This window comes from Pseudomonas sp. ChxA (genome assembly GCF_030263855.1).
In the GTDB taxonomy this organism is placed as follows: domain Bacteria; phylum Pseudomonadota; class Gammaproteobacteria; order Pseudomonadales; family Pseudomonadaceae; genus Aquipseudomonas; species Aquipseudomonas fluorescens_CB.
Genome location: NZ_JARPMK010000002.1, coordinates 339,662 through 359,873 on the forward strand (window position 1 = coordinate 339,662; position 20,212 = coordinate 359,873).

The window sequence follows — 20,212 nt, forward strand, 5'->3', positions numbered from 1 at the left end:
ACGGGCCTGCGTATGCAGGCCCGTTTTATTGGGGTTGAAAAAACACTCAGCTATCAGCTGTTAAGCGCAGCCTGTTCGTTTTCCAGAAATTCCTCTTCCAGCTCGGCCTCGTCGGCCTTGGTATCAGGCAGGCTCTGCCCTGCGGCGCGTGGTTTGCCGCGCAATTTTCCGTACAGATGTTCCAGCGCATGCTCAAGCTTGGTGGCCGCGCCATCGATCGCCTGTTCCAGCGTATCGGCCTTGTGCAGGACCGACAGTGGTTGATGGCCCTTTGGCCGTGCTTCCAGACGGCAACTCAGATCGTGGGGGCCGGGCTTATCGCCGTTCTCATCCTTCAGGTAGACCTCAACACGGGTCAGGTCTTCTTCATAACGTTCGAGCGTGCTCTCAATGGTAGTTCGTACCCACTCCTCCAGTCGGATGCTGCTTTCAATATGGTTATCGCTATTGACTTGGATTTGCATAGTTCTTCCCTTATTTCAGCTAGCTCGCGAGAGGTCACAACTGCGACACCGGGGCGGTGAAACCATGACCTCTTGATTACACAATTGAGCACTGCGCAGAACATTTCAACCCCTTTGCAAAGATAAATCCCACATTACAAATTAACCCTGACGACGAGCAAAAACGCTGGTAGGGTGGGGAGTTAGTTACATCTTCTTACGCCACAGCGAACCTCATAATTGCCCCTCTCCCAACGGGTGCAATCCGCGAAAAATCCCCGCTTCCTCTACCAGCCAGTCATGCACCGCACGCACGCCCGGATGGCTCAACGCGCCCGGCGCATACAGCAGCACATAACGTTTATGGTTGGGCACGGCCAGGCCGAAAGGCACGATCAAGGTGCCGCGCTCGAGTTCATCGTTAAGCAAGGTACGCCGTGCAATCGCTACGCCCATACCGGCGATGGCGGCCTCGATGGTCAAGTGGTTGCGGTTGAAGGTGTGGCCGCGTCGCACGTCGGCGGCGTGGTAGCCGATAGCATTCAGGTAGAACTCCCACTCGGCGTATTCATAACTCCCACGCCAGGCGGTGATGTCGTGCAACAGCGGGAAATGCACCAGGTCCGCAGGGCCATGCAGCGGTGGCCTTCCGCGCAGCAGGCTCGGCGCGCACACCGGAAAGATCTGTTCATCGAGCAGGGCTGTGGATAACAGGCCGGGGTAGCTGCCGTCGTTCAAGTCGATGGCCAGGTCGAAGTCGCCCTCGTGCAGGGCGATGCTGCTGTCTTCGGCGACCATGCGCAGTTGGATATCCGGGAAGCGCTGCTGCAAACGCGGCAAACGCGGGGTCAGCCACTTGCCGAGAAACGAGGGGATCGAGCGCAAGCGCAAGGTGCCGCTGATCATCCCCGCGTCCAGCCGCTGCAATTCCGCATCGATGCTGCCGTAGGCCTCGCCTACGGTCGCCGCCAGCCTTTGCCCTTCGGCACTCAGCTCCACGCCACGGGCGCGCCGATGAAACAGCCGAAAGCCCAAGCGCTCTTCCAACTGACGGATTTGCTGGCTCACCGCCCCCGGCGTGATGTGCAGTTCTTCGGCGCAGCGGGTGAACGACAAATGCCGCGCGGCGCAGGAAAACACGTGCAACCAGACATACGTCTGGCCATGAAGGGGGCGAGTCATAGCGTTTAGTCCTGCTAAAGGGTGTCTTAGGATAATTCGTTGGTCAGTGCCGACCCAGAGGCTCAGTATCGCGCCAATTCCGCCTGCTCTACAAAACATGGCAGCGATTTCTACTCCATTGCTTGTAAGGCTTTAGCATGGCTATCAGTGTTTTCGATCTATTCAAAGTGGGCATCGGCCCATCCAGCTCCCATACCGTCGGCCCGATGCGCGCAGCGGCGACCTTCGCCCAAGCCCTGACCGACCAGCAATTACTGGCCGATACGCGACGTATCGAAGTGCGCCTGTACGGCTCGCTGTCCGCCACTGGCGTGGGCCATGCCACCGACCGCGCCACCGTGATGGGGCTGATGGGCGAATGGCCAGACAAGGTCGACCCCACCTCGATCAATGCGCGTATTCAGCAATTGCGCGAATCCGGCCGATTGCTGCTCGCAGGCTCGCAGGACATTGCCTTCAACTGGCATACCGACCTCCTGCTGCTCGACGAAAGCCTGCCCTACCACCCCAACGCCATGTCCCTGCACGCCTATGGCGAAAACGGCCTGCTGAGCGAACAAACCTATTACTCGGTAGGCGGCGGTTTCATCATCGAAGCGGCCGAAGCCGCCTCGGGCATCGCGCCTACCAGCGACGTTGAATTGCCCTACGACTTTTCCAGCGCCGTCGAACTGCTGGCCTTGTGCAACAAGCACGGCCTGCGGGTTTCCGAGCTGATGATGGCCAATGAACGCGCGTGGCGCAGTGACGAAGAAATCCGCAGCGGCCTGCTGCATATCTGGTCGGTGATGCGCGAGTGCGTGGAGCAAGGCTTGCGCGATGAAGGCATCTTGCCAGGCGGCCTCGACGTGCCACGCCGTGCGGCGAAATTGCATCGCAGCCTGCTGGAAATCGGCAAACCCAATGTGATCACCTCCACTTTGTCGGCGATGGAATGGGTCAACCTGTTCGCCCTCGCCGTCAACGAAGAAAACGCCGCCGGCGGGCGCATGGTCACCGCGCCCACCAATGGCGCGGCGGGGATCATCCCGGCCGTGCTGCATTACTACATGAAGTTCAACGCCGATGCGTCGGATGACGATGTGGTCAATTTCTTCCTGGCAGCCGCTGCCGTGGGCATTCTCTGCAAGAAGAACGCTTCGATCTCCGGTGCCGAAGTCGGCTGCCAGGGCGAAGTCGGCTCGGCCTGCGCCATGGCCGCTGCCGGCTTGGCCGACATCCTCGGCGCCACACCGGAGCAATTGGAAAACGCTGCCGAAATCGGCCTGGAACACAACCTCGGCCTGACCTGCGACCCGGTCGGCGGCCTGGTACAAGTGCCGTGCATCGAGCGCAACGCCATCGCGGCGGTCAAGGCCATCAACGCCACGCAAATGGCCCTGCGCGGTGACGGCAAACACTTTATTTCCCTGGACCGGGTCATCCGCACCATGCGCGATACCGGCGCCGATATGCATGACAAATACAAAGAAACTTCACGGGGCGGCCTGGCGGTCAGCTGGGTGGAGTGCTGATCGGAGCACTGCTACCCGCCCCCTACGTGAGCCCGCGCAAAAATAATAACGAGGCAATATCGATGACTGATGTACGTACACCTGCCGCTGAAAACCCTGCTGTTGCTGTAGATAACGTTTTAGAAAACACCGTCACCACCGGCTGGACCAAACACGACACCACCTGGATGCTCGGCCTCTACGGCACCGCCATTGGTGCTGGCACCTTGTTCCTGCCGATCAACGCCGGCGTTGGCGGTTTCTGGCCACTGATCGTGCTGGCATTGCTGGCCTTCCCGATGACCTTCTTCGCTCACCGTGGGCTGACGCGCTTTGTGCTGTCGGGCAAATCCGGTGATATCACCGAAGTGGTCGAAGAACACTTCGGCGTGGGCGCGGGCAAGTTAATTACGCTGCTGTACTTTTTCGCGATTTTCCCGATCCTGCTGGTGTACAGCGTGGCGCTGACCAACACCCTCAGCAGCTTCATGGAACACCAACTGCACATGGCCCCGCCGCCTCGGGCGATTCTGTCGCTGGTGCTGATCCTCGGCCTGATGGTCATTGTGCGCTGCGGCCAGGGCGTGATCGTCAAAGCCATGAGCGTGCTGGTGTACCCTTTCGTCGCCGCCTTGCTGTTGCTGGCCGTAAGCCTGGTCCCCAACTGGAACGGCGCGTTCTTCGCTTCCGCCAGCGAAGGCATGCCGTTGCCGCTGTTCTTCAAGACCCTGTGGCTGGCGATCCCGGTGATGGTGTTCTCCTTCAACCATTCGCCGATCATTTCCGCCTTTGCCGTTGACCAGAAGCGCGTCTACGGCCCACACGCCGAACGCAAAAGCAGCGGCATCCTCGCCACCGCCCACGGCATGATGGTGCTGACGGTGATGTTCTTCTGCTTCAGCTGCGTGCTGGCCCTGTCGCCGGCTGACCTGGCGGCTGCCAAGGCGCAGAACATTTCGATCCTGTCGTACTTGGCCAACCACTTCCAGACGCCAGTGATTGCTTACGCCGCGCCGTTGATCGCGCTGGTGGCCATCACCAAGTCCTTTCTCGGCCACTACATCGGCGCCAGCGAAGGCTTCCAGGGGTTGATCGTCAAATCCCTGCGTGGGCGCAACCGCTCGATGTCATCCAAGGGGCTGGAGCGCTGCACCGCGCTGTTCATGGTGCTGACCTGCTGGGCTGTGGCGACCTTCAACCCAAGTATCCTCGGCATGATCGAAACCCTGGGCGGGCCGATCATTGCGTGCCTGCTGTTCCTGATGCCGATGTACGCGATCCGCCGTGTGCCCTCTCTGCGCCAGTATTCGGGCCAGGTGTCGAATGTGTTTGTGGTGCTGATCGGGCTGATTGCGCTGTCTGCGATCGTTTTTTCGGTTTTGCCCTGAAATCGAACACAACCCACACCCCCTGTGGGAGCGGGCTTGCCCGCGATAACGGTCTGTCAGTCAGAAATTATTTAGCTGATACACCGCAATCGCGGGCAAGCCCGCTCCCACACCGGTATTGCAGCGTCTGGTAGAGCGCTATACGGCACGCCCTTTGCTGTACAGCTAACGAGGCAAACGGACCTTGTGAAACCTCAGCGACGGAGTGGCCGGTGGTCAGGCAATGCGAACTAAACCAGACACCGGTCGTCAATGACTGCATGTTCTTATCAGGCGGTAACGCACCATGGACAATCCTTTTCAGATCATCACTGACACCTTCACGCCCACCTACCGCGTCAACCTGAGCATCCAACGGCTCGATGGCAGCATCATGCTCACCCTCTCGGATGAGACGGGCGTGGTCGCCAAACGCATGATCAGCGCCGAACAACGCAACGACCCGCAACGTCTCAAGCGCTTAGTGCAGAGCATTCAATTCGGCATCGCCATCGAACAGGGCCACAGCGCCATGGAGATTTTGGCGGTGATGACGGACGGCGACAGCCACAAATTATTGCAGCCACCGCCCGCCCGCACCCTGCCCTTCAGCGTCGGGCTTTAAAGCTCGCCTTTCTCGGTTTCCAGGCTCGCCTCGCCCTTGCGACGCGGGCCTTCGACCTTCACCGACGGGAACGCCGACGAGGCGTAGCGCACCACCAGGATTGAGAACGCCAGCAACAGAATGCCGCCGCACAGGTAGATGATGCCGATGTCCGGCGGGTTGTGGTGCGACACGTTGGAGATCAGCAGGCGCGTCAGCGCGGTGATCGCCACGTAGATCAGGAAGCGCACGGGCATGTGGTTGGTCTTGAAATAAATCCCGACCATTGCGCCCAATTCCAGGTAGATGAACAGCAGCAAGATGTCATCGATCTTGATGTGCCCCGTCTCCAGCATCCCCAAAAACTCCATCACCGCCGCCCAGGCGGTCACCGCACCAATGGCAAACAGCGCCAGGTAGTGGAACGTCTCGACGAACAGATTGCCCAGCGACTCGGCCAGCCCGTGGACTTGTTGACGCAGCTTTTCGGCCCAGTTGATTTTCACGATGATGCTTCCTTAGGTCGACTCGACCGGATAATGCGGGGTGGACGTGACGGTTGTTCTGCATGCAGAAAAAAGGCCAGCGGCAGGAAAGTGAGAAGATAGCTGCAGGTTATGAGGCACACGGCCGAGCTATAGATCGTTCCCACGCTCTGCGTGGGAATGCATCCGGTGACGCTGCGCGTCACACGAGCACCTTCGTCGACAGCGGGACGCAGAGCGTCCCAGGCGGCATTCCCACGCAAAGCGTGGGAACGATCGCACGCCAAACCTGTATTTACCGGCTACATTAAAAAACTGCTACCCAAAACCCGTGGTTTGGCTTACCCTTTTAGCTGTATATAAATACAGTAGTCGCAAAAGACAACTATCGTGAAGGCATGTGAGGTGGTGAATGGCCGTCGAAGTGGTATACCGCAGCAGCCGAGATCTGGAGCGTTTGTTCATGGATAAAGCCGAAGCTGATCGTCATGACAAGATGCTTGAACTCGCTGAGTTGCTGGCAGAAGTGTTGCAAAAAGCCGTGCCGTCCCTGAGCGAGCAGCAGGTGGAGGAAGCCGGGATCTACATGGCGAAAAATCGCGATGTCTTTGCCAAGGCGTTCAAGAGCCAGCCGGATGCGTTGTCCGAGTTGCTGAACTCGGTAGACGAGTAAATGCCCGAATTGAACAGGCCCTGAATCATTGATTCAGGGCCTTTTTAATGCCTGGGCTACTTGTAGAGCAGGCGTTCGGCCAGCTCGTCCGCTACCCGTGCGGGGGAGCGTTTTTCGGCTTGGGCGTGGGCGAATATTTCGGTGAGGCGCGTGCCGATGTTCGACAGGTGCGCGGTGATGGCGGGCAACTCGGTGCCGGCGTGTTTGAGGGCAACGTAGATCAGGCCGCCGGAGTTGATCACGTAGTCCGGAGCGTAAAGAATGCCGCGCCCTTCCAGTTGGTCGGCAATGTCCAAGGTGGTCAATTGCGCGCTGGCGGAGCCGGCCACGGCGGCGCAGCGCAGTTGGCCGACCGTGTGACGGTTGAACACCGCACCCACACCGCAGGGCGCCAGGATGTCACAGGGTGTGCTGAGCAAGGCATCGTTGGCGATAGGGTGTGCGCCCAACTGTTCCATGGCCAGTTGCACCTTGCCGTGGTCGATGTCGCTGACCAACAGCTCGGCGCCCGCCGCGTGCAGTTGTTCGGCCAGGGCAAAACCGACGTTGCCCAGGCCCTGGATCGCGACGCGCAGGCCTTCGAGGTTGTCACTGCCCAGGCGCGCCATGGCGGTGGTGCGGATACCGGTGAACACGCCCATGGCGGCATGCGGCGCCGGGTCGCCGGCGGCTGTAGTGCTGGTAACGAAGCGAGTGTGTTGGGCGATGCAGTCCATATCGGCGACAGATGTACCGCTGTCGATCGAGGTGACAAAACGGCCGTCGAGTTTTTCGATGCAGCGACCAAACGCTTCAAACAACGCCGCGCGGCTTTCCACGTGCACGGGGCGGATAATCACCGCCGTACCACCGCCCACCGGCAAGCCGGCCAGGGCAGCTTTGTAGCTCATGCCTTGGGCCAGGCGCGCAGCATCGGCTACGGCACTTTCATCGTCGGGGTAAGCAAGATAACGGCAACCGCCCAAGGCAGGGCCGAGGCGGCTGTTGTGGATGGCGATGACGGCCTTCAACCCGGTGACCGGGTCGACGCTCAGGTGCAGCGATTCAAGGCGGGTGCTGTGCATAAGCGCAAACATCGTCAGGCTCCCGAATCACTTCTGGTAGAGGCCCCAGTATAGGCTTGCGGTAGAAAACTGCTGAATCACGCTGGAATAAGCCGCCAGGTTTCGTAGGCATCACGACATAAGCACGCAGGACATTTCTTAAGTTACTGGACGAAAATTCACAGCAAGGCTAAAACGTGGGCATACGCCGGAGAATGCAATGAATCCCCGCAAAGCCTTTTTCGCCTGCCTGGACCGCTCACCGCCTGCGCTGTTTGAAGCCGCGCTGTGGATAGCGGCTGAACATGATCCGAGCGTGCAACCCCTGCTGATCCTGCAAGACCTGACCTTGCTGCAACAACAGGTCAGCGTCGGCATGCCCATGCTGCCGGCGGATGAACTCGGCCAGCCGCTGCTGCGGCGTATGAATGACCTGGGGTTTGCCCAGGATGATTCGACGCCACTACGCCCCGCCGCCGCGCTGCTCGACAAGGTGCTGCAGCGCAAACGCGGCCAACCCTTGGCCATGGGCCTGATCGCGCTGGAGATGGCGCGGCGCCTGGAAATCCCCATGGTGGGCGTTAACTTCCCCGGCCATTTCCTGCTGCGGGTGCCCGGCGCCGACCACCTCTTGGACCCCTGCGGCGGCCGGCGCCTGTACCCCAACGACTGCCGCGAGTTGCTGCATCGCCAGTACGGGCCAAACCTCAAGTTGCAGGCCGAGCACCTGCACACCGCCGAACCGCGCGCGATCCTGCAACGGCTGTCACGTAACCTGCGCCAACTGCACTTGGCCAATGACCACCCGCTATCGGCCCTGATCGATGCCGAGCGCGTGCTGGAATTGGGTAACGCCAGCGCTGCGGATTACCTGGCACGGGCCAGCCTTTACCAGCGCCTGGACTGCCCGAGCGCCGAGCGCTTTGACCTGGAACATGCCCTGCTGCTCAGCGAAGACCCGATCCAGCGCCTGCGCCTGACCGAGCGGCTGGGGCATTTGCCGCCCAACACTGTGGTGCATTGAACTACTTATTTTTGGCATGCAGAAATTTTTGTGGCGAGCGGGCTTGCCCCGCGTTGGGCTGCGTAGCAGCCCCAATACAGTCACCGCATTTCTCCAGACACACCGCAGTGGCAGGTTTTGGGGCCGCTTCGCAGCCCAACGCGGGGCAAGCCCGCTCGCCACAACAAGCCAGCTCCCACATTTGATCTGCGTTGAATCAATGATTGGCGGGTGCCTTGAGAATATCGCTGTGCAACGGGCCCTGCGGCGCGTTGGAGCCAGGCGAGCGCACTTGAATGATCAGCAGCGCCGCAATCACCGCCGGAATCGCGCAGAAGAAGAAAATCTGCTCAACCGGAATATGCATCGCCAGCAACATGCTGCCAAACAACGGTCCCAGGATTGAACCGAAGCGCCCCACACCCAACGCCCAGCCGGTGCCGGTGGCACGCACATGTGCCGGATAGAAGTTGCTGGCGAAGGCGTTGAGGGTCAGTTGCCCACCAATGATGCAGAACCCGGCCGCGAACACACAGGCAACCAGATAACGCGGGTTGTCATGGTTCAGCCCGAGCAAAATCGTGCACACCGCAGCCGCCGCCAACACGCCGGACAACAACCGCACTTTGCTTTTAAGGCGGTCGGCAAACCAGGCCATGCCGATGGCGCCCAAGGTGCCGGCGAACAGGAACATTGAGGTCACAAAGTTTGCTTGTTTCAACGCCAGGCCGCTTTCCAGCAGCAGCGTCGGCAGCCAGCTGATCATGAAATACAGCAGGATCAGGCTGACAAAAAAAGTTGCCCAAATCAGCACGGTCGGACGCGCATAGCCGTTGCGAAACAGCTCCAGCACCGTGAGTTTGTTGCCCTGCACTTGAAGGTTGTCTGCTTCACTCGCCAGCGGCGGCTGCCAGTCGGGCAGCATGCGCGCCGTGACCTTTTGCAGCCGCGTATACGGTGGCGCATCACGTAACAGGCGTGGCAACGATTCCGGCAACAGCCACACCAGGAAGGGGAACAACAGCAACGGCGTCACCCCGCCCGCCAGGAAGACCGCCTGCCAGCCGTAGCCTTCGATAAACCCCGCTGCCACAAACCCACCCGCCGCACCGCCAAACGAGAAGCCGCAGGCGGCCAGTGTCACCATCAAGGTGCGCATGCGTGGGGGGGAATATTCCGACATCAGTGCCATGGCGCTGGGCATCGCGCCGCCCATGCCAATGCCGCAGATAAACCGCGCGGCCATCAGGGTGGTCAGCGAGTTGGCGAACACCATCAGCACGGTGAGGCTCGCGTAGATCAGCACGCAGGCCAGCAGGATACGGCGCACGCCGAAGCGGTCGGCCAGCGGCGTTACCAGCAATGAGCCCAAGGTCAGGCCCAACAGGTTGGCGCTGAATACCGGGCCGAACGCGGCTTTTTCCAGCCCCCAATCCTTGGCCAATGCCGGCACTACGTAACCCAGCACCTGGGCGTCATAGCCGTCGGTTACCAGCAGCAGCGCCAGCAACAGCAGAATCAACCACTGGTAGCGCGACACCGGACGGACGTCGAGTGCCGCGCGAAAGCTAGCAATCTGATTGTGCATCGCAAGTTACCTGTTTTTTTATAAGGATGACGCGGATCAAACTGTGGGAGCTGGCTTGCCTGCGATGACGGTGTGTCAGCCAGCGAATGATCAACTGATAGACCGCTATCGCAGGCAAGCCAGCTCCCACATTGATTTAGGGGGTGTCGGGTTGGTTGGCCGGATGTGCTTGCACAAACGCCGGATGCTGCGCCGCCAGCGCCGCCACACGTCCAATGCGCGGGTACGCGCCCAACGGCACCTTGAAGCGCTCAGCCGCGTACAACTGCGGGATCAGAAACGCATCGGCGATCCCCGGCTGCTCACCAAAACAAAAGCCTTCATCGCCAATCAACTGCTCCACCGCGCCCAGGCCCTGGCTGATCCAATGTCCGACCCACTCGAGCACTTGCGCCTCGTCATGCCCCCATTTGCGCAGCAGGTTTTGCGTGCTGGAGTTGTGCAGCGGATGGATATCGCAGCCGATGATCGACGCCACAGCGCGCTCATGGGCGCGGGTCGCCAAGTCCTTGGAGAGCAGCGGCGCCTGTGGATAACGCTCTTCCAGGTACTCGATGATTGCCGGTGATTGAATCAACAGCTCGCCATCCTCGGTACGCAGCGCCGGTACACGGCCCTGCGGGTTAATCGCCAGGTATGCGGGCTGGCGATTCGCACCACCCGGCGGCACCAGCAGGTTCACCGGCACGGCGGTAACGTCCAGCCCCTTGAGCGCCAGGGCGATACGCACCCGGTATGACGAAGTAGAACGGTAGTAGGTATAGAGTTGCATCGCCGTGCCCTCTTAGCGTGCTGCGATCACGGTGCCACGGCATTCGCCGAAACCGATGGAGGCAAAACCTTCACGGCTGCAACGGGCGCGCAGGATGATTTCGTCGCCATCTTCAAGGAACTTGCGCACCTCGCCGGAGGCCAGTTCGATCGGCTTTTTACCGCCTTCGGTGATCTCCAGCAGGCTGCCGAATTGCCCCGGCTGCGGCCCGGACAACGTGCCCGAACCAAACAGGTCACCAGCCTGCAACTGGCAGCCGTTGACGCTGTGGTGCGCAACCATCTGCGCTACGGTCCAGTACATATGCTGGGTGTTGCTCAGGGTCAGGCGGTGTTCCGGCAGGTTTTGCTCGCGCATCACGGCGGTGGTCAGCAGCACTTCCAGCTCGATGTCGAAACCGCCAGCGGCCTGGTCACGCGTGTCCAGCAGGTACGGCAGCGGCTGCGGGTCATCTTCAGGGCGCGCCGGTTGGGCTTTGCGAAACGGCTCCAGGGCTTCGGCGGTGACCACCCACGGCGAGACGCTGGTGATGAAGCTTTTCGACAGGAACGGGCCAAGCGGCTGGTACTCCCAAGCCTGGATGTCTCGCGCCGACCAGTCGTTTAGCAGGCAGAAACCGGCGATATGCTCGGCGGCGTCGCCAATGGCAATCGAGTCACCCATGGCATTGCCTTGGCCGATCCAGATGCCCAGTTCCAACTCATAATCCAGGCGCGCGCACGGGCCAAAGGTTGGCTCGGTCTGGCCGGCCGGCAGCGTCTGGCCGTTAGGCCGACGTACGTCCGTGCCCGACGGGCGAATGGTCGAGGCGCGGCCGTGATAGCCAATCGGCACGTACTTGTAGTTGGGCAGCAACGGGTTGTCGGGACGGAACAGTTTTCCGACGTTTTGCGCGTGTTCGATGCCCACATAAAAGTCGGTGTAATCACTGATTTTTGCTGGCAGATGCATCTGGCAATCAGCCGCGCGGTGCAGCACCTGCGCCTCACGGGTTTGCAGCTTGCTGCCTTCGGCGAGCAGCTCCAGCAGGCGCTCACGCAAGGCTACGCGCGGGCCACGGCCGAGTTCGAAAAAGGCGTTCAGTTGGCCACCGGCAGTGGCTTCAACGGCACGCCGTGCTTCACCTTCGAACTCATCCAGCGCGGCGTGCAGGTCGAGAATCGAATCGCCAATCGCCACGCCACTGCGCGGCGCCGAGCCATTGATGCTGAACACGCCCAGCGGCAGGTTCTGCAAGGGGAAATCGCGGTGGCCGTTGGCGGAGGCTACCCAGCTGCGGGTAAAGGTTGGCTGAGTCATCGGTTATCTCCGGTTCGGGTTGAAGGTGGCGGGCAGCGAAGCCCAGCACGCGTCGTAGGAAGGTTGCAGTTGTGGGCACTCAAGGGCGAACTGCGTAGGGCGCAGCACCTGGCTGGTCTCGAACATGAAGGCCATGGTGTTATCGATCTTGTGCGGCGCCAGGTCCGCGTTGATGGCTTTGGTGCAGGTCTCGCCGTCCGGGCCGTGGGCGCTCATGCAGCTGTGCAGCGACGCGCCACCGGGCAGGAAGCCTTCGGCCTTGGCATCGTAGGCGCCCTGGATCAGGCCCATGTATTCGTTCATCAGGTTGCGGTGGAACCACGGCGGACGGAAGGTGTTCTCGGCCACCATCCAGCGCGGCGGGAAGATCACGAAGTCGAGGTTGGCCAGGCCGTGCACGCTGGTGGGCGAGGTCAATACGGTGAAAATCGACGGGTCCGGGTGATCGAAACTCACCGTGCCGATGGTGTTGAAGCGGCGCAGGTCGTATTTGTACGGCACGTTATTGCCGTGCCAGGCGACCACGTTCAACGGCGAATGGTCCAGCTCGCAGGCCCACAGTTCGCCGAGGAATTTCTGTACCAGAGTTGTAGGCTTTTTACTGTCTTCGTAGTGGGCAACCGGTGTAAGAAAATCACGCGGGTTAGCCAGGCCGTTGCTGCCGATAGGCCCAAGGTCTGGCAGGCGCAGTGGCGCGCCGTGGTTTTCCGCAACATAGCCGCGTGCCTGGGCATCCAGCAGTTCAATGCGAAACTTCAGGCCACGGGGCAGCACCACGATTTCCAGCGGCTCGACGTCCAGCACACCCAGCTCGGTGGCGATGCGCAGGCGGCCTTGCTCGGGGACGATCAGCAGTTCGCCGTCGGCATTGAAAAACACCCGTTCCATCGAACGGTTGGCGCGGTAGTTGTAGATGCTGATGCCTGGGGGTTTTTCCGACCCGGAGTTGGCGACCATGCCGACCAGGCCGTCGACAAAGTCGGTCGGTTCACTCGGAATATCCAACGGGTTCCAGCGCAGCCGATTCGGCGTCACCGCGCCCAACGGCCCACCGGCCAATTGCCGTTCCAGCTTGATAAACGCCGGGTGGTTGGCCGACGGCTGAATGCGGTACAGCCAGGTGCGGCGGGCTTCGCTGCGCAGCATGGTAAAGGCGGTGCCGGAAAACAGCTCGGTGTACAGGCCGTAGGGGGCTTTTTGCGGGGAGTTCTGGCCGACGGGCAGCGCGCCAGGCAGGGCTTCACTGGCGAATTCATTGCCGAAGCCCGACAGGTATTCGAGGTTCATGGATCATCCTCTGTGCGGAAGTTGTTTTTATCGTAATCCAGTTACGCATAACGTAATTTGATCACTATCGACCGTCAAGCTATAAAGACGCCCATTCATCTCTCGGATTCTCGCCCTTCCATGGAAAAGCCCCGCGACACCGGTAAACAGAAAGTCCGCTCGGCCGAAGTGGGCACCGATATCCTCAAGGCGCTGGCCGAACTGTCCCCGGCTACTTCGCTGTCGCGCCTGGCCGAACACGTGCAAATGCCGGCGAGCAAGGTCCACCGCTATTTGCAGGCACTGATCGCCTCTGGCTTTGCCGAACAGAACACCGCCACCAACCATTACGGCCTGGGCCGCGAAGCATTGCGCGTAGGTTTGGCGGCACTGGGCAGCATGGATGTGTTGAAAGTCGGTGCGATGCCGTTGGCAGAGCTGCGCGATGAATTGAATGAAACCTGCTTTTTGGCGGTGTGGGGCAACCAGGGCGCGACCGTGGTGCAGATCGAACCGGCGGTGCGCGCCGTCACTGTGGTGACGCAGTTGGGTTCGGTGCTGCCGCTGCTCAGTTCGTCCACCGGGCTGGTGTTCAGCGCTTACCTGCCCTCGCGGGAAACCGTGGAATTGCGCGAACGCGAGATTCAGGCCGGAATTGCCCATGCCCTGGCGGACGACGAGGCTTACGCCAGCGCCTGTGAACAGATTCGCAGCCGAGGCCTGCACTTTGTGCATGGCTTGCTGATGCCCGGCGTCGATGCGTTGTCGGCGCCGGTGTTCAATGCGGTCGGGCACGTGGCGGCGGTGATGACCGTGGTCGGCCCCACCTCACTGTTCCATGCCGATGAAGATGGCCCGGCGGCGCAGCGGTTACTGGCGGCGACCCGGGCCGTGAGTTGGCGCATGGGCTATCAGCCCTGAATCACTCGTCCCAGCGTGACAGAGCCAGCACCACGCGGTTTTCCACGGCTTTGACCTGCGCGCCGCCCACCACGTAATTGTTGCTCAGCATCGAGAACACCAGCTTGCGCCCTTTGGTATCGGTGATGTAACCGCTCAAGGACGACACGCCGCCCATGGAACCGGTCTTGGCATGCAGGTTGTTCTCGGCCGGGGTGCCGCGCAGGCGATAACGCAGGCTGCCGCCGGTCATGCGGTCGGTGTTGCCGGCAATCGGCAGCGCGTTGTACCAGGCGTTGAACCACGGTTGTTTGCTCGCGGCCAGCAGCAGGTCGGTGAGGTTTTGCGACGACACCAGATTACGTCGCGACAGCCCCGAGCCGTCGACCTGGCTCAACGTCGCCGTATCCAGCCCCTGGCGCTTGAGAAACCCGGCCACCGCCACTGCACCCGCTGCCGCCGTGCCGCTGTTGGCGGTCTGGCGGCCCATGGCCTTGAGCAAGGCTTCGGACATGTTGTTGTTCGAGAGCTTGAGCAGCGGCGTAATCAATTCCTGCAACGGCGCCGATTTGTGCTCGGCCATCACCGTCACCGCAGCCGGGCTGGCAGCGCCCATCAATCGACGGCCCTGCACGGTAATTCCTTGCTGCGCCAGTGCTTGCTCGAACAGGTTGGCCACCAGTTGCGTTGGCTCCCAGACACTTACCAGTTGCTCGCTCTGACGCCCAGGCGCCACGGCGCCGCTGAGCTGCAGCAGGTTGGTGCCATGGCGGCGGTTGATCCCGTAGCTGTTGCCCGGTCCACTGACAGCGCGGTTGCTCAGTTGCAGGTAGTTGGTCGGCGGGAAGATATCGACACTCACTGGCTGCCCGGCCCGCGTCGGCGCCTTGGCGGTGACCAGCACGCTACCGGCATCGAAATCGGAATTGGGTGACACGGTCAACGCCGAAATCTGCGCGCCGTAGTAGGTGGTTTCGTCGTCGTGAGACCAGTCGACGCCCAGCCGCTCGGCGTCAAACCAGGTGTCGTCGAACACCAGGTCGCCCTGCACCTGTCGTACACCCTGGCTGGCCAGTTGCGCCGCCAACGCCTGGTAATCGGCGAACTGCATGGTCGGGTCACCCAGCCCACGCAAGTACAGGTTGCCGGTCAGGCGGTCGCCCTGGCGAATGCCATTGCTCAGCAGTTGCGTAGAGAACCGGTATTGCGGCCCGAGCACGTCCATGGCCGCAGCCGTGGTCAGCAATTTTAGGTTGGAAGCCGGCACCAGCCGAGTGCGCGGGTTGTGCTGATACAGCGTGGCGCCACTGTTGGCGTCCCGCACCATCAGCGAGACCGAGGCACCGTGCAGCGCCGGATCGGCCAGCAACTGGTCGAGGCTGTGCCCGGTGGCCGTCTTGGAAGGCGTGGCGCAACCGCCCAGTAACAAACTCAAGCCCACCAGCATCGCGCTGGTGTGTATCCATCGACCCAACTGCATCAGTACCGTTTTCCCGCAAAGTATTCAGTGGCGGCAACGCTACCAGTTCAATGCCGTTGTGGCGAGCGGGCTGCTGTGGGATCGGGCCCGTTGTGGGAGCGGGGCTGTTGTGGCGAGGGAGCTTGCTCCCGTTGGACTGCGTAGCAGTCCCATGCTCTTAAAGCAAAGAGCGGGGCTGCTTCGCAACCCAGCGGGAGCAAGCTCCCTCGCCACAAGAGGTCGCTGGTCTTAGAACTGTAGGGTGCTGGAGACCGACACCTGCCGCGCATCGCCGATGGACACAAACTGCGTGTTCACTGACGAGGTGTAGTAGGTGCGATCGAACAGGTTCTTCACGTTGAGCTGGAACTTGACCTTCTGCCCGTCGATTTTGGTGTCATAGCTGGCAAACGCATCGGCCACGGTGTAGCTCGGCAGTTCGAAGCTGTTGGCCGCGTCCCCGGCCCGCTCGCCCACGTAACGGGCACCGGCGCCCACACGCAGTTGGTCGCCGCCGAGAATGCTGCCGAAGTCATACACGGCCGACAACGACGCGGTGTTTTTCGCCACGTTTTGCAGGCGGTTGCCTTTGAGCGTGGGGTCTTCAGTCACCTCGGCATCGGTGTAGGCGTAACTGCCGATCAGGCTCCAGTTGTCGGTCAACTGGCCGCTGGCGTCCAGCTCCAGGCCACGGGAACGCACCTTGCCGGCCACGCTGTAGACCGCCGCCAAACCGTCGCCGACCTGCACCAGTACGTTGCGTTTTTCGATATTGAACAGCGCAGCGCTGGCGGTGATGCGCCCCGGTATGTCGAGTTTGGTGCCCAGCTCCCAGGCCTTGGACTGCTCCGGTTCCAGGCTGCCGTCCAGCACGCTTTTGTTGGCCAACGGCGCGATGGTGGAGTTGGGCTTGAACGACTCGGTGTAGCTGCCGTAGAACGACAATTGATCGGTGTAGCGATACACCAGGCCGGCACGCGGCACCCACTTCTGGCCGTTGCCATCGGTGTTGGCGGTGAACGGCACGCCTTTGCCCGCGTATTGGTCGTACATCTGGTAGCGCGCACCGCCGACCAGAATCCACTGGTCATTGAGGTGGATGGCGTCCTGGAAGAACAGCGAATCGCTGCGCAGCAGGTCGGTCTGGTTGCTGTCTGGCGCGCTGACGGTGGTGCCCGCGACTTCGTTGCCGTACACCGGGTTGTTGTAGTTGAACGGGCCACGCGGCGCCTGGCGAATCAGGTCGGCACGGTAGATCTTGCGGTACTCGTCATCCAGCCCGAACACCAGGTCGTGCTGCATGCCGCCGACATTGACCTTGCCTTCCAGGCTGGTGGTGGCAAAGCGGTCGGTGGTCAGCGCACCTTGGGTGCCGTCCATGCTGCGGGTCAGGGTACCGTTGGTGTTGACCTTGACTACGCGCACCTGGCTGGCGTCGTAGGTCTCGCGGTTCCAGCTGTAACCGAAGTGGGCTTTCCAGTCGTCGTTCAAGTCATGGTCGACTTCCAGGCGATACAGGTCGGAACGGCCTTCCATATTATTGAACGGCTCATCCAGCCGACGGGTCGCAGGGATGCTCAACGGGTGGTTGGTCTTGGGGTCGATGGCAGTGCCACGGTCGAACGGCGAAAGAAACTCGCGGTGCTCATAGGCGAACACCACTTTGGTGGTGTCGCCGTACCAGGCCAGGGACGGCGCCACCAATGTCTCGCGATGGGTGCCGAAGTTGCGCCAGTAATCTTCGTCTTCATGGTCGACGATCAGCCGATAGGCCAGGCCGCTGTCACCAATCGGGCCGGTGGTGTCGAGGTTGCCGCCACTGCCGTTCTTGCCGTCACCGAAGCTCGAGCCGCGTGCTGTCAGGGAAGTGGACTGTACCAGTTCGGGCTTTTTGCTGACGATATTGACCACGCCACCCGGATCTTGAATGCCGTACAACAACGACGACGGGCCTTTGAGCACTTCAACACGCTCGGCCGTGGAGTTCAGCGCGCGGCCCTGCACCACGGGCATGCCATCCTGCATGATCGAGCCGTTACGGTTGTCACCAAAACCGCGCAACATCACTGCGTCCTGGGTGCTGCCCAGGGTATTGGCCTGGGTGATACCGCTGATATTGCCCAGGGCGTCGTCCAGGTTGCGCGGCTGTTGGTCGCGCAGCACTTGGGCGGGCACGACGTTGACGGTTTGCGGGGTTTCCAGCAGCAGGCCATGGGAGCGCATCACCGAGCTGGTGGGCGGCGGCTGGTAGCTGGTGGTGTCCTGGGCTTGGCTTGCGCCGCTGATAGTGGTGGCGCCCAGGTTGACGGCGCCGTCGGTGGGCACAGGTTCCAGGGCCAGGGTGCGGGCATCGATCTGGCGGAAGGTAAAGCCTGAGTTGCCGAGCAGGCGTTGCAGGGCCTGGGTGGCACTCATCTGCCCACTGACCGCCGGCGCGCTGAGGCCATAGGGTGCTTCATCGGTGTAGATCACACTGATGCCGGTGACCCGGCTGAAATCGCTCAGCGCCTGGGGCAGCGGTTTGGCTGCCAGGGCAAAAGTGAACTGGGCGCTTTGTTGCTCCTGCGCCTGCGCAATCGCCAGGGGCAGCAACGCCAGCCCCGACACCGCCAAGACCGAGGCTCCCAGCCACTGTTTTACCCAACCGCCCGCCGTCGATTTCATGCTGTGAGAACCCGTGTAGAAAACGCTGTTAATGCGAATAGATCGCAGTTTCAAGCACTACACGAATGGGCGGGCGATTTACCTCACCTTTGTTTGCAAATATTTTTATTTATTGCGCCTGAATGCGAAACCCCATGCGCGGGAAGTGCACATGCACGGTGCCCGCCCGTTCGTCGGTACGGCGCAGGATCAGCTCTTCACGGCCAGCAAACAGCAGCTCACCGGCAACTGGATCAACCCCGTAATCAATGGCCGCAATCGTTACCGACTGGCCCGCCTTGAAACCATTCAAGTCCTCGAACTCGTCATCCGGCAATGCCGCAGGCGTGGCATTACGGGCGATCGCCAATGCCTGCTCCGCCGTCATCTGACTCGCGCTGCCGTGACCAAAACCCAGCACACGCGCCAGCCAAGCCAAGACGGCCGGATAAGCATCCACCAATGGAGCGGTCACAGGAGTGGCTTTGAGGAACCACATCGGGTGGGCCAAGGCAAAGTCGGCAATCGACGGTTCACCGAACAGAAAGTCTCCCGGCGCGTGCTGCAGCTGGAACTCCAGACGCGCCATGATCGCCGGCCATTGGTGCTTGGCCAGCTCAGCAGGGAGCTTGCTGGCCGTGCCGCCACTGAACAACGCGGCACGGTCAGCGATAAACGCTTTGATCGCTTCCGGCGGCAATTTGCCAAAGCGCACCGCCACTGACTCCGGCTGGAATACCAGGCTGACGGCATGGGCGAACACAACGCTGTCGGCCCAGGTGGCGAACGTCTGCGTGATCATTTCCTGGCCCAACGGGAACAGCGCCGGCGAGGACGTTTCCTGTTCAAGGCGACGGGCGATCAGGGCAGTGTCGCAATAGATATCGGCGCCGACTTGCAGTACCGGGGTTTTCCGGTAGCCGCCGGTCAAGGCTGTCAAGTCGGGTTTGGGCATGACGGGTGATATGTGTACGGAGTGCCAGGACAACCCCTTGAAACCCAGCAGCAGCCGAGCCTTTTCTGCAAAGGGTGAGGTCGGGTAGTGGTGCAGGATCAACTCAGACATGCCAGGCTCCGCTCGATGGATGAGCCGCCAGCATAGCCTGCAAAACCGTGCGTGGGGACGATGGGAACCCATCAGTCAAATCAATGAGCCACTCGCCGCCAGGCATTCCTTGGCGCTCTTCTTGAGCTTTTTGATCAACCGCTCCTGGCGCAACGCCTCGCCCTTGCTCGCACACTGTTCGGTATACACCAGCGCCACGGCGGGGCTGGACAGAAAGAACCGTGCGCCCTTGCCACTCTGGTGAGAAGCAAACCGGCGCACCGGGTCATTGCTGATGCCGCAATACAGCGAGCCATTGGCGGCACGCACCAGGTAGACGAACCAGGGTTTGGGTTCAGGAAGATCGGTCACAGGTCATTTCGGCAAACCAGAGGAGCGCCAATCTTATCAACGACCGGCCTGAAATGCCTTCAAGCCTTTAAGCGCCTGGGCGCGCACGGCGTTTTTCAACGCGGGCGACCAGCCCAGCAGCAGACCTTTCACACCCAGGGCCTGACGCGACCAACGCCACAGGTCGAAATGGTCATGGTGCTCGCAGATCTTGCCATCGCGAAACACAAAGCGCGCGCCGATATCGTTGACCACTGTGTTGCCGGTGGCGCTGAACAAATACGTGGCCACCCAGTGCGCACTGCCGGTGGTTTCGTCACTGCGCACGTGGTCGAACGTGAGGGAAAAATCTTTGGCTCGCGTAGTGAGCATGCGCCACATGTCCCCGGCGTCACGGCCACGCAATTGGCCGAACGCCGGGTCGCTGAACACTACGTCGTCGGTGTAGCACGCGGCCATGGCTTCGGCGTCCAGGCGTTGGAAGGCGCTGTAGAACTCGGTGATCAGGGCGTTATGGGCATCACTCATGGGCAGGTTTCGCACGGTAGTCAGGGATGCTGAACGATAGTCCGCGCTGCACGGGAATGCCATGGCTA

19 protein-coding genes are annotated in these 20,212 nt (G+C 61.2%); 6 read left to right on the plus strand and 13 right to left on the minus strand.

Annotated elements, in window-relative coordinates; genetic code table 11:
• Nucleotides 1-53 precede the first annotated feature (53 nt).
• Both P5706_RS27240 and P5706_RS27245 read right to left on the minus strand, forming a co-directional pair.
• Entirely contained in the window at nt 54-464 is a 411-nt protein-coding gene (locus P5706_RS27240; protein ID WP_017135168.1) for an HPF/RaiA family ribosome-associated protein, read from the minus strand.
• A 213-nt stretch (nt 465-677) separates the two neighbouring features.
• Nucleotides 678-1,625 (minus strand): LysR substrate-binding domain-containing protein, encoded by a 948-nt coding sequence (locus P5706_RS27245; protein WP_285683212.1) that lies wholly within the window; start codon nt 1,623-1,625, stop codon nt 678-680.
• Between the two features lie 137 nt (nt 1,626-1,762).
• On the opposite strand from P5706_RS27245, the gene P5706_RS27250 reads away from it, so the two are divergent.
• The 3 genes from P5706_RS27250 to P5706_RS27260 all read left to right on the plus strand — a co-directional run bounded on the left by P5706_RS27250 (nt 1,763) and on the right by P5706_RS27260 (nt 5,110).
• Nucleotides 1,763-3,139 (plus strand): L-serine ammonia-lyase, encoded by a 1,377-nt coding sequence (locus tag P5706_RS27250; protein ID WP_285683215.1) that lies wholly within the window; start codon nt 1,763-1,765, stop codon nt 3,137-3,139.
• 62 nt (nt 3,140-3,201) lie between these two features.
• Complete coding sequence (locus P5706_RS27255; RefSeq protein ID WP_285683217.1) at nt 3,202-4,506, plus strand: serine/threonine transporter; 1,305 nt, start codon at nt 3,202-3,204, stop codon at nt 4,504-4,506.
• A 286-nt stretch (nt 4,507-4,792) separates the two neighbouring features.
• Complete coding sequence (locus P5706_RS27260; RefSeq protein WP_099548463.1) at nt 4,793-5,110, plus strand: DUF3509 domain-containing protein; 318 nt, start codon at nt 4,793-4,795, stop codon at nt 5,108-5,110.
• Here P5706_RS27260 and P5706_RS27265 read toward each other — a convergent pair.
• The gene (locus P5706_RS27265) at nt 5,107-5,595 is read right to left on the minus strand and encodes a phosphate-starvation-inducible protein PsiE (protein ID WP_017135172.1); all 489 of its coding nucleotides are present in this window, start codon (nt 5,593-5,595) and stop codon (nt 5,107-5,109) included. The two genes, P5706_RS27260 and P5706_RS27265, sit on opposite strands and share 4 nt — an antisense overlap.
• Nucleotides 5,596-5,986: 391 nt before the next feature.
• Here P5706_RS27265 and P5706_RS27270 point away from each other — a divergent pair, with 391 nt between their 5' ends.
• Nucleotides 5,987-6,247, plus strand: coding sequence for a YebG family protein (locus P5706_RS27270; protein WP_200430903.1), 261 nt, complete (start codon nt 5,987-5,989; stop codon nt 6,245-6,247).
• Nucleotides 6,248-6,303: 56 nt separating this feature from the next.
• Here P5706_RS27270 and P5706_RS27275 read toward each other — a convergent pair whose 3' ends face one another.
• On the minus strand, nt 6,304-7,323 hold the full coding sequence (locus tag P5706_RS27275; RefSeq protein ID WP_200430902.1) for a Glu/Leu/Phe/Val dehydrogenase family protein: 1,020 nt from the start codon (nt 7,321-7,323) through the stop codon (nt 6,304-6,306).
• 187 nt (nt 7,324-7,510) lie between these two features.
• Between P5706_RS27275 and P5706_RS27280 the strand changes: the two genes are divergently transcribed.
• The gene (locus P5706_RS27280; protein ID WP_200430901.1) at nt 7,511-8,314 is read left to right on the plus strand and encodes a SirB1 family protein; all 804 of its coding nucleotides are present in this window, start codon (nt 7,511-7,513) and stop codon (nt 8,312-8,314) included.
• 196 nt (nt 8,315-8,510) lie between these two features.
• Here the strand turns inward: P5706_RS27280 and P5706_RS27285 are convergent, their stop codons facing one another.
• From P5706_RS27285 to hmgA, 4 genes are all read right to left on the minus strand, one after another.
• Nucleotides 8,511-9,881, minus strand: coding sequence for an MFS transporter (locus P5706_RS27285; RefSeq protein WP_285683223.1), 1,371 nt, complete (start codon nt 9,879-9,881; stop codon nt 8,511-8,513).
• Between the two features lie 136 nt (nt 9,882-10,017).
• The gene (gene maiA, locus P5706_RS27290; protein WP_285683225.1) at nt 10,018-10,653 is read right to left on the minus strand and encodes a maleylacetoacetate isomerase; all 636 of its coding nucleotides are present in this window, start codon (nt 10,651-10,653) and stop codon (nt 10,018-10,020) included.
• Between the two features lie 12 nt (nt 10,654-10,665).
• Complete coding sequence (gene fahA, locus P5706_RS27295; RefSeq protein WP_285683227.1) at nt 10,666-11,952, minus strand: fumarylacetoacetase; 1,287 nt, start codon at nt 11,950-11,952, stop codon at nt 10,666-10,668.
• Between the two features lie 3 nt (nt 11,953-11,955).
• On the minus strand, nt 11,956-13,239 hold the full coding sequence (hmgA, locus tag P5706_RS27300) for a homogentisate 1,2-dioxygenase (protein ID WP_285683229.1): 1,284 nt from the start codon (nt 13,237-13,239) through the stop codon (nt 11,956-11,958).
• 120 nt (nt 13,240-13,359) lie between these two features.
• On the opposite strand from hmgA, the gene P5706_RS27305 reads away from it, so the two are divergent.
• A complete protein-coding gene (locus tag P5706_RS27305; RefSeq protein ID WP_200430896.1) occupies nt 13,360-14,139 on the plus strand; it encodes an IclR family transcriptional regulator in 780 nt (259 codons plus the stop codon).
• Nucleotide 14,140: 1 nt separating this feature from the next.
• Here the strand turns inward: P5706_RS27305 and dacB are convergent, their stop codons facing one another.
• The 5 genes from dacB to P5706_RS27330 all read right to left on the minus strand — a co-directional run bounded on the left by dacB (nt 14,141) and on the right by P5706_RS27330 (nt 20,144).
• Nucleotides 14,141-15,598, minus strand: a complete 1,458-nt coding sequence (dacB, locus tag P5706_RS27310; RefSeq protein WP_285683231.1) for a D-alanyl-D-alanine carboxypeptidase/D-alanyl-D-alanine endopeptidase — start codon at nt 15,596-15,598, stop codon at nt 14,141-14,143.
• Nucleotides 15,599-15,826: 228 nt separating this feature from the next.
• A complete protein-coding gene (locus P5706_RS27315) occupies nt 15,827-18,241 on the minus strand; it encodes a TonB-dependent siderophore receptor (protein ID WP_285683233.1) in 2,415 nt (804 codons plus the stop codon).
• 109 nt (nt 18,242-18,350) lie between these two features.
• On the minus strand, nt 18,351-19,286 hold the full coding sequence (locus P5706_RS27320) for a glutathione S-transferase family protein (RefSeq protein WP_236446487.1): 936 nt from the start codon (nt 19,284-19,286) through the stop codon (nt 18,351-18,353).
• A gap of 75 nt (nt 19,287-19,361) precedes the next feature.
• On the minus strand, nt 19,362-19,637 hold the full coding sequence (locus P5706_RS27325; RefSeq protein ID WP_025855645.1) for a GIY-YIG nuclease family protein: 276 nt from the start codon (nt 19,635-19,637) through the stop codon (nt 19,362-19,364).
• Between the two features lie 36 nt (nt 19,638-19,673).
• Entirely contained in the window at nt 19,674-20,144 is a 471-nt protein-coding gene (locus P5706_RS27330; protein WP_200430892.1) for a nuclear transport factor 2 family protein, read from the minus strand.
• Nucleotides 20,145-20,212 lie beyond the last annotated feature (68 nt).